The following is a 12,799-nucleotide window of genomic DNA, read 5'->3' as shown; positions in this document are numbered from 1 at the left end:
TTTCTAGCCAAATTTAATTTATATGTTGATAGTTAATCAGGCTATTAATCGAAAATTTGTTAATTTTACGTGTGTTTTTTTTAAATGAAATGAGGTGTTTTATTTTTCATTTCTGTCTACTTTTCCTTATAAAGACCTTTTTTTGAGATCTACACCAAAAAGCCAAACAAAAGCCAAAAAATAAGCTAGGTACTGAATGGCAATTGATGCAAAATCCGCACATCTTTTTTTGTGTTAAATAAATAATGAAAAATGCTATGAAGACGACAGACAAACCAGTTAATAAATGGACCTATAAAGATTTTACGTGGGTTTTATCCTTATTCGGTACAGCGGTTGGTGCAGGGGTGTTATTTTTACCTATTAAAGCCGGTGCTGGGGGTTTTTGGCCATTAGTGATTCTTGCATTAATTGCGACCCCAATGATTTGGTTGGCCCACAAAGGATTAGCTCGTTTTGTTTTATCGGCAAAAAATCCAGATGCTGATATTACGGATACCGTGGAAGAGCATTTCGGTAAAGTAGGGGCAAACGTCATCACATTTGCTTACTTCTTCGCTATTTATCCTATCGTATTGATTTATGGCGTTGGGATTACTAATACCGTTGATTCATTCTTAGTAAACCAAATTGGCATGGAGCCTATTCCTCGTTGGCTACTGTCTGGCGTATTGATTGGTGCAATGACTGCCGGTGTGTTATTTGGCCGTGATTTAATGCTACGCGTGACTTCCATGATGGTTTATCCGCTGGTTTTCATTCTATTAGCGCTTTCTTTGTATTTAATTCCAGAATGGAACACTTCAATGCTTGAAGTGGCACCTGATTGGAGTGCAATGCCAGCAGTGGTATGGATGGCGATTCCTCTGATTGTATTCTCGTTTAACCATAGCCCAATCATCAGCCAGTTCACCAAAGATCAACGTCAACAATTTGGTGACCAAGCCGTTATTAAAACGGATATGATTACAGGTGGCGCTGCGATGATGTTAACTGGATTCGTGATGTTCTTTGTCTTTTCGGTGGTGTTATCGTTAAATCCAGCGGAGCTAGAAATCGCGAAAAAAGAGAACATTAGCGTGTTGTCGCACATTGCTAACATTAATCCATCACCAATCTTATCTTACTTAGGCCCAATTGTTGCTTTTGCGGCTATTGTATCCAGTTATTTTGGACACTTCTTAGGGGCTCATGAAGGTTTAGTTGGATTGATTAAATCTCGTTCATCTTTCTCTGTGAGAAAAATTGAAACGGCTTCTATGTTGTTCATTGTATTAACAACATGGATCGTCACAATTAGAAACCCAAGCATTTTAGGTATGATTGAAACGATGGGGGCCCCAATGATTGCGGCTATCCTGTTTATTCTACCTGTGGTTGCGATGCGTATTGTGCCAGCGATGAAAAAATTCAGCACATCAGCTCTTGCACAAGCGTTCACTTTAATTTGTGGTTTAGCTTCAATCACATCAGTTATCTATGGTGCGTTTCAATAATTGATGCCCCAGAATAAAAAAAGCCCACAGCAAGTGATTGTTGTGGGCTTTTTTATATCTTAAATTTATAACAAATAACCTAGTAAATAACGAATTACGGTGAGTTAATACTGTAGAGTCATTAATACTTAAGATATTTGTCTGTGTGAAATAATTTCAAGTTGAGACGGGTTGTCTGCTAGAGACTGTTAGGTAATATCTATTTATATAACAGGTACGTAGTAAATACAGAAGTCATAGAACTGACGGTACCCTTTACTACGGCATAATAAGGATAACAAATGAAATTAGAAACATTGTCGATTCACGCAGGCTACTCTCCTGATCCCACCACAAAAGCGGTTGCTGTTCCGATTTATCAAACGACCTCTTACGCTTTTGATGATACTCAGCATGGTGCAGATTTATTTGACTTAAAAGTCGCTGGCAATATTTACACTCGTATTATGAACCCGACGAATGATGTACTAGAACAGCGGGTGGCGGCATTAGAAGGTGGGATTGCTGGGCTTGCTGTTGCATCAGGAATGGCGGCTATCACTTATGCAATTCAAACTATCGCACAAGCGGGAGATAATATTGTTTCTGTTGCCAAACTTTATGGTGGCACATATAACTTAATGGCGCATGCGTTGCCACGTTTCGGGATTGAAACACGTTTTGCTGAGCATGATGATTTAGCCGCATTAGAAGCGCTGATAGATGATAAAACTAAGGCGGTATTTTGTGAATCCATCACGAATCCAGCGGGATTTGTGGTCGATATTGCAGCATTAGCTGAAGTGGCTCATCGCCACGGCGTACCGTTAATCGTTGATAATACGGTGGCCACACCTTATTTATGCCGTCCCATTGAGCACGGTGCTGATATCGTCGTACACTCATTGACCAAATATATTGGAGGGCATGGAACCTCTATCGGCGGCATGGTTGTTGATTCGGGTAAATTTCCTTGGTTAGAACATGCGCAGCGTTTCTCACTATTGGTGGAACCTGATATTGCATACCATGGCGTCAGCTATACGGAACACTTTGGTGCAGCTGCTTTTATTGCTCGTTGTCGCGTCGCGCCTTTACGCGGAACGGGGGCGGCACTTTCTCCATTTAATGCATTTTTGATTCTACAAGGCTTGGAAACGCTGGCTTTAAGAATGGAACGCCACACAGAGAATGCACTAAAAGTGGCTCAATATTTAGAAAACCACCCTCAAGTGGCTTGGGTCAAATATGCGGGATTAGCAAGTCATCCTGAGCATGCATTAGCGAAAAAATACATGCAAGGTAAACCTGCGGGTATCATGTCATTTGGCATTAAAGGTGGGCAAGACGCTGGGGCTCGCTTTATTGATGCATTAAAATTAATTGTGAGACTCGTGAATATTGGTGATGCTAAGTCATTAGCTTGCCACCCCGCTTCAACAACCCATCGCCAGCTTAACGATGCGGAATTAGCCAAAGCAGGGGTTTCGCGCGATATGATCCGCCTCTCTATTGGTATTGAACATATTGATGATATCTTGGCAGATCTTGAGCAAGCATTGAAAGCAGCTCAATAACGTTATCTGAACAGAGGTAGCGAATATTAGCGGTTATCGATAAAGTGAGCTTTATTGATAATCGCTTTTTTAATCTCACTATATTTAACGCAATCCTTGTTACTCTTTTTGTGATTATTATTCAACGGTTCGTTGTTAATGATAAGTTTAACCAAAGAATCCCTGATTTCTTATTGCGAGAAATGATAAAGATATTTTATTGTTGACGGTGAACTCTTTGATGAGGAGCGAGTCTTAGCTATCGAGTACTTATTTGATATTTAATAACTCTTTATTTTATATCCATTTATTAATTGTTTAAGGATAATAAATTAATTTTTTACTCGTTTATATCAGGTTTATTTATGTTGGTGATAATGATGGGATGAATGAGCACTAAGCTAAATAATTATAATTGCGTTATGTCGTATTCATGTCGTCAATAACACTCAGATGTATATCTAATAATTATTAAGTTTTTATTAAAAGAATGGTTGAGAAAAATGATGATGGCAAATAATAAGATTGCCTACCTTAAATGGTGCCTGCTATTTGGGTTTGTATTACTGACGTACTTTATTCCGCTTAATGGTCGGCTTCTTTGGCAACCCGATGAGTTACGTTATGCTGAAATTAGCCGTGAATTGATTCTTAGTTATAACTGGAGTGTGCCTGAGCTTCTTGATATTCGTTATTTTGAAAAGCCAATTTTTGGTTACTGGGTGAATGCATTTTTTCAAATGCTGTTTGGCGAAAATAATGTTTCCGTTCGCCTCGGTGTGGTGTTTAGCACCTTAACCAGTGCCCTGTTTGTCTACCTCAGTGCAAAGATGGCATGGAAAAAAAATGACCTTGCGTTTAATGCCACTTTGATTTATCTCTCCATGTTAATGGTGCTCGCCATTGGAACCTATAATGTCCTCGACCCTATTTTGACGGCATTTATCACGATGGCTATCTTCTTTTATCAATGGGGCCTAACAACTAAAAGCTTCTCGCATAAGTTGATCGCATTTATTTTACTCGGTGTGGCGGGTGGCCTTGGATTGATGACAAAAGGCTTTTTGGTTTTGGTTATACCGGGGTTAGTGATTGTTTTAAGTTCGCTTTACTATCAGCAGTTTAAAGAAGTTTTTTGTTTTGCTTTTGTCTCTTTGTGTAGCTTGTTCCTGGTTTGTCTGCCTTGGGCGATTGTGATTGCAGGTCGTGAGCCAGATTATTGGTATTATTTCTTTTGGGTTGAGCATGTACAGCGTTTTATGTCGGAAGATGCGCAAAACCGTTCACCTTTCTGGTTCTATATACCTATCTTGATAGCAGCGGTATTGCCTTGGCTCGGTTATTTTTTAGCCGCGTTAGTGAATGGTTTTCGTCAAAAGGGCTTACACATTTATTTCCTGATGTGGTTCTTGGTACCTTTCCTATTTTTTAGTATTACTAAAGGTAAGTTATTGACCTATATACTTCCTTGTCTGGCTCCCGTTGCCGTCTTAATGGCCGCTTATATCGATAGGATTAGACAACAAAATCGCGTTGGGGCGATTCGCCTTAATGCCGTGATTAATATCAGTATTGGCCTGATTCTTGCGGTTGCCTTGTTTGTGTTACCTTATTTCCCACAAGTGAGTCCCTATTCACTCGATGAGGATAACAAAAGGTTACTGGCTGCTGGTGCATTCCTCTTTTGGGGGCTTGCTGGTGTTATCTCATATCATCGTCGATATTGGGCTTGGGCGGCCGCTTGTACTCTTGCGTTGAGTTTGAGTGTAGGCCATGTGATCCCTGATAAGGTTGCCAGTAACAATACCCCTCAAAAATTGATCGAAAAATACCGTCCACAGTTAGCCAATAAAACGTATTTGCTGACAAATAATGTAGGGTTAGGCACTGCATTGGCTTGGGTATTAAAGCGTAGTGATATTACGATGTTACACCAAAATGGTGAGCTGAATTATGGGTTAAAATATCCGGATGCAGCGAATCGATTCTATCGCTTAGATCAACTGCCGACGTTATTAGAACAACATAATTATCAAGATATTGCTGTACTCGTCGAGGCTTCGCAAGATGATATATTAGCCGCTTTGCCGGGGAAACCAATAATTGTCTATGAAGGCAATCTCGTCTTTGTTTTTTATAATGGACGCAACGGATTGATAGAATAGTAAAAAGCCGCATATCTTAGGTATGCGGCTTACTGAATATAGAGTCTATTTTGTCATTTTATCCAGAGTGGGCTCCCCTTTTTCATTGGGGGACTTTGTAGCATGACCCGTCAGCCCGTGGTAAATCATTAGCATGGCAAAGCTATTGCTCATGGTACTAATGTCATTGTTACTCATGGCTCGACTGTTTTTTGAATGACGATTCGTGATGCTATGGTTCATTGCGCTTTCTCCTCATCTTCTTTCAGTAGGCGATTCGCTTCGGCTAGCTCGTAACGTCTTGGGGTTAATGCAGTTGAACTGTGGTTACGTGCAAGTAGCGAGTAAATGGTGGGAAGAACAAACAATGTGAATAGAGTACCGACTAACATACCCGTTACGATCACAAGGCCTAATCCAAAACGGCTGTTCGCACCGGCTCCTGTTGCAAAGAGCAAAGGAACTAAACCAATGACCATTGCCGCGGTGGTCATTAAAATAGGACGTAAACGAATTTGTGCAGCTTTTAAAATTGCTTGGCGTTTATCCAATCCTTCGTGCGCCTGCAATTCATTCGCAAACTCGACCATCAAGATCCCGTGTTTACTGATAAGCCCGATTAATGTTACCAATCCGATTTGCGTATAAATATTGAGGGTCGCGTATCCGAATGCGAGAGGAATGAGTGCCCCACAAATGGAGAGTGGTACCGTGATCAAAATAATCAATGGGTCGACTAAACTTTCGTACTGTGCCGCAAGAACAAGGTAAATGATGATGAGCGCCGCCATAAATGCAAAGGCGAGGGTGTTACCTTCTTGTTTATATTGGCGCGAATCAGATTGCCAGTCATGGCTAAAACCAGCAGGCAGCTCATTGGCAATGTTTTCTAAATAAGAAACAGCCTGTCCTAATGTGACACCAGGAGCGGGAATCGCTTGGAATATTGCCGCATTTTGCTGATTAAACTGCGTTAACTTATTTGGCTCAATTTGTGTATTGATGTCGACCACGGTTGACAGTGGGATCATGGTGCCATCTTGTGCTTTGACATAGTGACGAGCAAGCGCATCTGGTGTTAAGCGTTGGCTACGAACACTTTGTGGAATAACATCGTAAGAACGTCCATCCATACCGAAGCGGTTTATGTAGTTCTCACCGACTAAGAGTGTGAGTGATTCTCCGATATCCTGCATACTGATGCCAAGGCTATTGGCTTTTGAGCGGTTAATTTTGACTTCAACCACTGGGTTGTTGTAATCAAGGTCGCTATCTACCACCATAAATAGCCCACTTTCACGAGCCTGTTGCTTGATCTCCTCCATCGTTTTATATAAGACAGGGTAGCCTTGAGGACTTCTGAGAACCATTTGTATTGGTAGGCCGCCAGTAGAGCCAGGGAGGGCAGGTAATTGGAATACAAAGATGCTATTACCTTCAACATCACCAACCATGCCTTGTAAATCGGCCTGAATGGCGGATGCTGGGCGCTCACGCTCTTCCCATGAACTTAGATTGGTACCACCGAAGCTGGAAGATATACCGTCAGTACCATTAATGATCCATGTACTTTCGGTTTCAGGTAATTCCATCATCACATCATGAAGTTTGCGAGAAAAACGCTCAACATATTCTAAGTTAGCATGTTGTGGTGATTTAATTGCTGTTAACACGGCCGATTGGTCTTCAACAGGCGCTAGCTCGCGGGGGGCGGATTGGTATAACAGTGGTAAGCTAATAAATACGAACACTGCGATAATACCGGTGATCCAGCGGTGTTTTAACGAGAAGTTAAGGCCTTTCGTGTAGTAATTTGCTAAGAAGGTAAAAAACTTTTCCGCAGCATGAGCCATACGGCCTTCATTTTGTTTTGAGTTCAACATAAATGAACTCATTACAGGGGATAATGTTAATGCCACGATACCTGAAACAATGACAGAGCCTGCGAGAGTTAACGCAAATTCTTTGAATAACGCGCCAGTCAAACCTGACATTAAACCTATTGGGGCATAAACTGCTGCCAAAGTAATGGTCATCGCAATGACAGGACCTGCGACTTCACGAGCGCCAATTAATGCTGCCAGTACCGGTGATTTACCTTCCTCAATATGACGGTGAACGTTTTCGACAACAACAATGGCATCATCAACAACTAACCCGATGGCCAAGACCATTGCAAGTAGTGTTAATAAGTTGATACTAAAGCCAAAAGCCATCATGAGTGCAGCCGCACCTAACATTGACAGTGGAATGGCTAATATAGGAATAATAACGCTACGGATGGAACCTAAACATAAATAAATAACAGCAATAACAATCAATAACGCTTCGACGAGTGTATTGAATACCTGATCGATTGAGGCTTTGATAAAGCGGGATGTTTCAAAGGCCATCTCCACTTTCACGTTAGGCGGCAATGTTTTTATGATATCAGGCATTAACTTGTTCATGCCATCAACAATCACCAGAGGGTTTCCGGTCGGCGTTGCAAATAAACCTAAATAAATTGCAGGCTCACCATTCATTAAACCGCTAGTTTCAGTGGCGGATGCACCCAGTTCTATCGTGCCAACATCACGTAAACGTACCAGTCCATTGCCGTCATTGCGAATAACTAAGTCTTGGAACTCAGAGACATTGGTGAGATCAGTATTAACATAGACGTTTGAAATGACATATTCGCCTTTCACTTTACCGGGAGCAGCTTGATAGTTATTTTGTCTGACAGCTTGAGCGACATCTGCGGCAGACAGTCCTCGGCCAGCCAGTTTGTCGGCATCTAACCATAAGCGCATAGCTAATTGTTGCCCACCGAATACTTGAACTTTGGCAACCCCTTCAATAGAAGAGTACATAGGCTCAACAACTCGTGACAAATAATCCGTCAGAGCAGGAATGGAAAGGGTGGTACTGGAAAATCCGATATAAGCAACCGCGGTAGACTCACCGGAAGAAAGCTCAATCACTGGGTCATAAGCTTCTTTAGGCAGCTTGTAACGCACTTGATTCACCTTGGCCATCACTTGCGCGAGTGCTTGAGTTGAATCTCGATTAAGTTCCATTCTCACCGTGACTAAGCTACTCCCTTGCACAGAAGAAGAAGATAAATAATCGACACCTTCAACTGAAGAAACAGCTTGGGCAATAGGTTGAGTCACAAAGCCCTGCATCAAGTTAGCGGATGCACCTGGATATTGTGTGGTGATAGTGATAGTGGAACTTTCTAATTGAGGGTATTGGCGAATAGGGAGTTTGCTTAATGCAAATAACCCTATTAAGACAATTAAAGCACTCACCACCAGCGCCAAAACAGGTCGGCGCACAAAAACATCAGTAAATTTCATAGCGCCGTCCTTATGAATCTTGAGCTGTCTTAACGGGTGATTCTGTTAGTGTGTCTTGTGCTACAGGGGTAATGGCAGAACCATTATTGAGGCGAAGTTGCCCTGAGGTGATCACCTTGTCGCCCGCTTTTAAACCTTGCTCAATTTCAATTTTGCCATCCCAACGTTGGCCTATTTTCACCGAGACTTGTTTTGCCGTCATATTTTCACCACTACCTTCAGCAATGAAAACGGTGTCACCGTACGCGGTATAAGTGACTGCGGTTTCAGGAATAGTCAGTACAGCAGACTCTGCTTGACGTATCACATTGACGTTAGCGTACATACCGGCCTTTAACTCACCAGCACTATTTTCTAGCGTGGCTTGGAGTTGGATGGTGCGAGACTTACCGACTAACGGATCAATAGCACTGATACGAGCAGGGAAGGTTTTGCCGGGATAAGCATCAACATTGATATCGACAATTTGGCCGACATGCAATTCAGGCGCAGCTTGTTCATCAAGAGAAAAGTTGAGTTTCAATGTTTGAGTATCAACTAGGCTAGCTATCGCTTCACCCGGACTCAGGTATTGTCCTTCATGTACCTGACGAATACCGATAGTGCCATCAAATGGAGCACGAATAGCCTTTTGCGCGATTAAAGCTTGTGTTTGGCGGATTAGCCCTTGCGCTATATCGCGCTCTGCTCGTGTACTGTCCACTTGCGCTTCTGCCACTAAATGTTTGGCTGCCAGTGTACGAGTTCTATCATACAGCCTTGACGCATTACGCAACTGAGCTTGATAGCGAGCCAAGTCGGCTTGCTCGACGGCATCATTCAGTTGTACTAGGAGCTGGCCTTTTTTAACCTGCTGGCCTGATTCAAAATTAATTTTTGTGATGCGACCACTGGTTTCAGCGGCAACAAACACTTGGCTACCGGCCTCTAACTCACCAACACCATAAAAAGTACGTGGAGCATTATCTTGAGTCACTGGTGCTAAAGCGACCTTCACAGGTGGATATTGATAAGCCGCTTGTTCGTCTTTTTCATCTTGAGCATAAGACGTGTAAATCGCGGCTCCACCGCCAGCTGCAATAAGTAAAGAACACAGTGTAACAATTGTTTTTTTATTCATTATCAATACCTACTATTTCTGTGCCTTAACAGCGAAATAAAGCTCACGGAAATGACCCGCGATAGCGACTGCCATTAATCCTCCGATAACCGAAGTGTGCTCAATAGCCCAAAACATGGCGATTTTCGCTTCTTCACCGGTATAACTCCAAAAGGTATGAACAACGACAATAGTCAAGAATAAAAATACGGCTAAAGCACCGGTGCCCAGCCATAGTAGTCGGTTAAAGAGTAATAATAGTGAGCCGACTAGCATGACCGCAGCAGAGGCGATATTGAAAAACCAATCTGGATGTAACCCTGCTGCGCGCATTTCTGCTAGGCTATTTTCATAGTCAAAAACCTTTGCTAGGCCAGATGAAATGAACAGAACTGACATCAGCAAACGAGCGATAATCCATAATGTGTTGCTTTCTAAAATTTTGGCAATTACCGATGGCATAGCCTATCCCCTTTAAAAACAAGTTAACCTGCATGTCATACAATGAGTGCTGTCACCACCTCATGCAGAAAATAGAATGGAATAATCTGAATTGACAAATTCAGTGGCTGGCACTATAAAACCTTAAGTTAAGTTGAGGTCAAGAGAAGTGGGGTAAAAATGACGGAGAAAGACACGAAAACGACAAAAAGGCGTGCTAAGGGTGAACATAAGATCGATTTTACAAGGGCATTAACGGTTGGAGAGGTGGCAAAACGTTCTGGTGTACCTGTATCGACTGTCCACTTTTATGAGTCAAAAGGGTTGATTCAAAGTACGAGAACACAAGGCAATCAGCGACGCTTTCCTTCTGTGGTATTACGCTATATCGCAATTATTAAAGTGGCTCAGAGCACTGGTATTCCATTAAAAGAGATTCAAGACGCATTGGGAAAATTTCCAGCGAATAGCAAACTCACTTCAGAGCAGTGGAAGGAGATGTCAACTGAATGGAAAACGTCGTTAGATAGGAGGATCCGACAGCTCACGCGTTTACGTAATGAACTAGACCACTGCATTGGTTGCGGCTGTTTATCGCTGAGTGAATGTCCACTGCGCAACCCTGATGATGTGTTAGGGCGTAAAGGACCAGGTGCTCGAATTCTAGAACGACCGTAACGATTGTGATTATTAACTGGTTAAGTGATGAACCTTTCACTTGGCTGGTAAATACTGGTTGGTAATAAGCTAATCTCATTTGAATACAATGAATAATCGAACATTGAACCTGCTGGAACAGAGTATGACTTGATAGCAATCTATAATATAAGGCGGTTTTACTCTGAGTTAGCCAGCAATAATTACTGTATGCGCTGTATGATTAAGCTGCTGACCATGTTTATCAAGCGGTGTTGCCAAATGCACTGTCACCTCACTGATATTCAGCGAGGTGACAGTGATTTTTTACGAAAGAGAAGTGCCTAAATCTTTAAAGATAAAGTGGTGGGTTTCTCCTATGTTAGTAGTAGAGTAGAAATATTCTTTCATTATTGAACCCCCTCTCGAGCAATAGAAAGGTCTACCTTCAATATTAAAATCATCTAATAGCACGGGATCATCGTTAAGTAAGGCACATCTATTATTCAGCCCATTAAATAAAGTTCCCTTAGGGCAGCTAGCTACCCTGATATCGGCTCTATTACTCAGATGAAAAGAGTAATAGCGACCAGGCTCAAAAACAAAATCTTCACCTAAAAGGCCAAAGTGACCGAGAAGACTTCTAGTGCCTTTAATGGTAATATCACCTTCAATCGTACTGGCAGGCACTTCTGGAATAAAGCTAATAAATTGCGGTTCTGCATAGATATTTTCTGTAACCGCATGAGCGGTAATAAACACACTTTCTGCTTTGGTATCCGTAATAGTAATGAGCAATTGTCCATAAGAATCCGTTACGCCGAAAGCAGGCGCAATGTTAGCTGAACTGGTTGCTGGTAATTTATCAAATGTAATATATTCATTTTCTTTTGGCTGACCATTAACAAGTAACTTATAGACGATATAGTTAGTATCTTTTCCGTCAGCTTGGGCATTATTTTTCAGAACGTAAGAGAACAATTCATTATCAGTATTATTATGATCAGAAAATACACTCGTTGTCGACGTTGAGTAATTTTGATTATTATAATTAACTAGGGCAAATACTAATACAGACTCTTCTGTACTCGCTAATAAAACACGACATTTTCCTTCTGAATCTGTGTGTGCCGTTATACTACGTTGGTCATTTGAAAACTTGGCGTTTTGATGACTGGTATGAAAACTCACTTGAGCGCCATTAATTGGCATATCACCAAAAGAGAAGACACAGATAATCTCATTATAACTGACACCATCCGCTGATGCGGTATTAGAGCTAGTGATTAAAAATATAACGTTAGAATTTGATTTTTCATTCATAATAGGTCACCTTATCGAGATTTTTGTTAAAATTAAAATAAACTTACGGGTAAAAAAGAACGACTTTCTTTAATCATTAAAATAAAATAATCAAAAATGCGGAAGCATCTATAAACATGAAGCAAACATATCCTTATGAAATTATTATTTGGATTATCAAATTTTAAATATGGTTTAATATAATGTATTAAAATGTCAGTTATTATTTTATTAAGAACTAATGCTTAATATTCAGTTGGTTATCCATTCATCAAGTTAACTTTTGATAAATAATGAGTCTAAATTTAGATTATGATCCAGTATGTCTGGTGTATTCATTACTGTGCTGTTGTTATTGTAAGTATCTTTATTTCATTATGTGTTTTTTCTCATATTGATAATCATCTGACTCAGTGGGAATTTAGTGAGTGATTATAAGTATCATCTGTTTTTTTTAATTTACAAATAAAATGGACAAATAATATATTAATTTTAATTTGGTCTTTTATTTCTTATATAAGATGATTTTTTCGATCTTAATGGGATGCGATTAAGGGAATTAATCCATTTAATAATGTTCATCACGGGAGGAATGTGCAATATATTCAGTCGACGAATTTCAGAATGAGAAGGGTTAATTGATTTCGATTTTTATTTGAATGTTGAAATAGTATTGATAATAGCGAACACGGTTATCTGTTTAGAATCATTCAATAACATTATTTATTAAAAACTATAGATTAAAGAAAATGCGACTTTAGATAATATGAATTATCTAAAACAGCTCAATAAATAAAGCATG

9 protein-coding genes are annotated in these 12,799 nt (G+C 40.6%); 4 read left to right on the top strand and 5 right to left on the bottom strand.

Going from position 1 to position 12,799, the window contains the following annotated elements:
* Positions 1-257 precede the first annotated feature (257 nt).
* From O7C57_RS17965 to arnT, 3 genes are all read left to right on the top strand, one after another.
* Positions 258-1,496 carry an aromatic amino acid transport family protein gene (locus O7C57_RS17965; protein ID WP_154622211.1) on the top strand — a complete coding sequence of 413 codons (1,239 nt, stop codon included), beginning with the start codon at positions 258-260 and terminating at the stop codon, positions 1,494-1,496.
* A 281-nt stretch (positions 1,497-1,777) separates the two neighbouring features.
* The gene (locus O7C57_RS17960) at positions 1,778-3,052 is read left to right on the top strand and encodes a bifunctional O-acetylhomoserine aminocarboxypropyltransferase/cysteine synthase (RefSeq protein WP_154622212.1); all 1,275 of its coding nucleotides are present in this window, start codon (positions 1,778-1,780) and stop codon (positions 3,050-3,052) included.
* Positions 3,053-3,534: 482 nt separating this feature from the next.
* Positions 3,535-5,196: a lipid IV(A) 4-amino-4-deoxy-L-arabinosyltransferase gene (gene arnT / locus O7C57_RS17955; protein ID WP_269723398.1), complete on the top strand. Its 1,662-nt coding sequence runs from the start codon at positions 3,535-3,537 to the stop codon at positions 5,194-5,196.
* 45 nt (positions 5,197-5,241) lie between these two features.
* Here the strand turns inward: arnT and O7C57_RS21705 are convergent, their stop codons facing one another.
* The 4 genes from O7C57_RS21705 to O7C57_RS17935 are packed head-to-tail and all read right to left on the bottom strand — an operon-like array spanning position 5,242 to position 10,080.
* A complete protein-coding gene (locus O7C57_RS21705; RefSeq protein ID WP_167520908.1) occupies positions 5,242-5,418 on the bottom strand; it encodes a hypothetical protein in 177 nt (58 codons plus the stop codon).
* The gene (locus O7C57_RS17945; protein WP_154622214.1) at positions 5,415-8,519 is read right to left on the bottom strand and encodes a MexW/MexI family multidrug efflux RND transporter permease subunit; all 3,105 of its coding nucleotides are present in this window, start codon (positions 8,517-8,519) and stop codon (positions 5,415-5,417) included. Before O7C57_RS17945 ends, O7C57_RS21705 begins: the two co-directional genes overlap by 4 nt.
* A gap of 10 nt (positions 8,520-8,529) precedes the next feature.
* Positions 8,530-9,639: an efflux RND transporter periplasmic adaptor subunit gene (locus O7C57_RS17940; protein WP_154622215.1), complete on the bottom strand. Its 1,110-nt coding sequence runs from the start codon at positions 9,637-9,639 to the stop codon at positions 8,530-8,532.
* A 12-nt stretch (positions 9,640-9,651) separates the two neighbouring features.
* Positions 9,652-10,080, bottom strand: coding sequence for a DoxX family protein (locus tag O7C57_RS17935; protein ID WP_154622216.1), 429 nt, complete (start codon positions 10,078-10,080; stop codon positions 9,652-9,654).
* Between the two features lie 159 nt (positions 10,081-10,239).
* Here O7C57_RS17935 and soxR point away from each other — a divergent pair, with 159 nt between their 5' ends.
* Positions 10,240-10,737: a redox-sensitive transcriptional activator SoxR gene (soxR, locus tag O7C57_RS17930; RefSeq protein ID WP_154622217.1), complete on the top strand. Its 498-nt coding sequence runs from the start codon at positions 10,240-10,242 to the stop codon at positions 10,735-10,737.
* 285 nt (positions 10,738-11,022) lie between these two features.
* Here the strand turns inward: soxR and O7C57_RS17925 are convergent, their stop codons facing one another.
* Positions 11,023-12,018 (bottom strand): Ig-like domain-containing protein, encoded by a 996-nt coding sequence (locus O7C57_RS17925; RefSeq protein WP_163860603.1) that lies wholly within the window; start codon positions 12,016-12,018, stop codon positions 11,023-11,025.
* Positions 12,019-12,799 lie beyond the last annotated feature (781 nt).

The organism is Providencia sp. 21OH12SH02B-Prov (assembly GCF_027362595.1).
GTDB lineage: Bacteria > Pseudomonadota > Gammaproteobacteria > Enterobacterales > Enterobacteriaceae > Providencia > Providencia zhejiangensis.
This window is presented reverse-complemented; position numbering and strand designations above follow the sequence as displayed.

Excerpts from the sequence above, each read along its gene's own strand:
- O7C57_RS17965 (WP_154622211.1), top strand. The coding sequence starts at position 258 with ATGAAGACGACAGACAAACCAGTTAATAAATGGACCTATAAAGATTTT.
- O7C57_RS17960 (WP_154622212.1), top strand. The coding sequence starts at position 1,778 with ATGAAATTAGAAACATTGTCGATTCACGCAGGCTACTCTCCTGATCCC.
- arnT (WP_269723398.1), top strand. The coding sequence starts at position 3,535 with ATGATGATGGCAAATAATAAGATTGCCTACCTTAAATGGTGCCTGCTA.
- O7C57_RS21705 (WP_167520908.1), bottom strand. The coding sequence starts at position 5,418 with ATGAACCATAGCATCACGAATCGTCATTCAAAAAACAGTCGAGCCATG.
- O7C57_RS17945 (WP_154622214.1), bottom strand. The coding sequence starts at position 8,519 with ATGAAATTTACTGATGTTTTTGTGCGCCGACCTGTTTTGGCGCTGGTG.
- O7C57_RS17940 (WP_154622215.1), bottom strand. The coding sequence starts at position 9,639 with ATGAATAAAAAAACAATTGTTACACTGTGTTCTTTACTTATTGCAGCT.
- O7C57_RS17935 (WP_154622216.1), bottom strand. The coding sequence starts at position 10,080 with ATGCCATCGGTAATTGCCAAAATTTTAGAAAGCAACACATTATGGATT.
- soxR (WP_154622217.1), top strand. The coding sequence starts at position 10,240 with ATGACGGAGAAAGACACGAAAACGACAAAAAGGCGTGCTAAGGGTGAA.
- O7C57_RS17925 (WP_163860603.1), bottom strand. The coding sequence starts at position 12,018 with ATGAATGAAAAATCAAATTCTAACGTTATATTTTTAATCACTAGCTCT.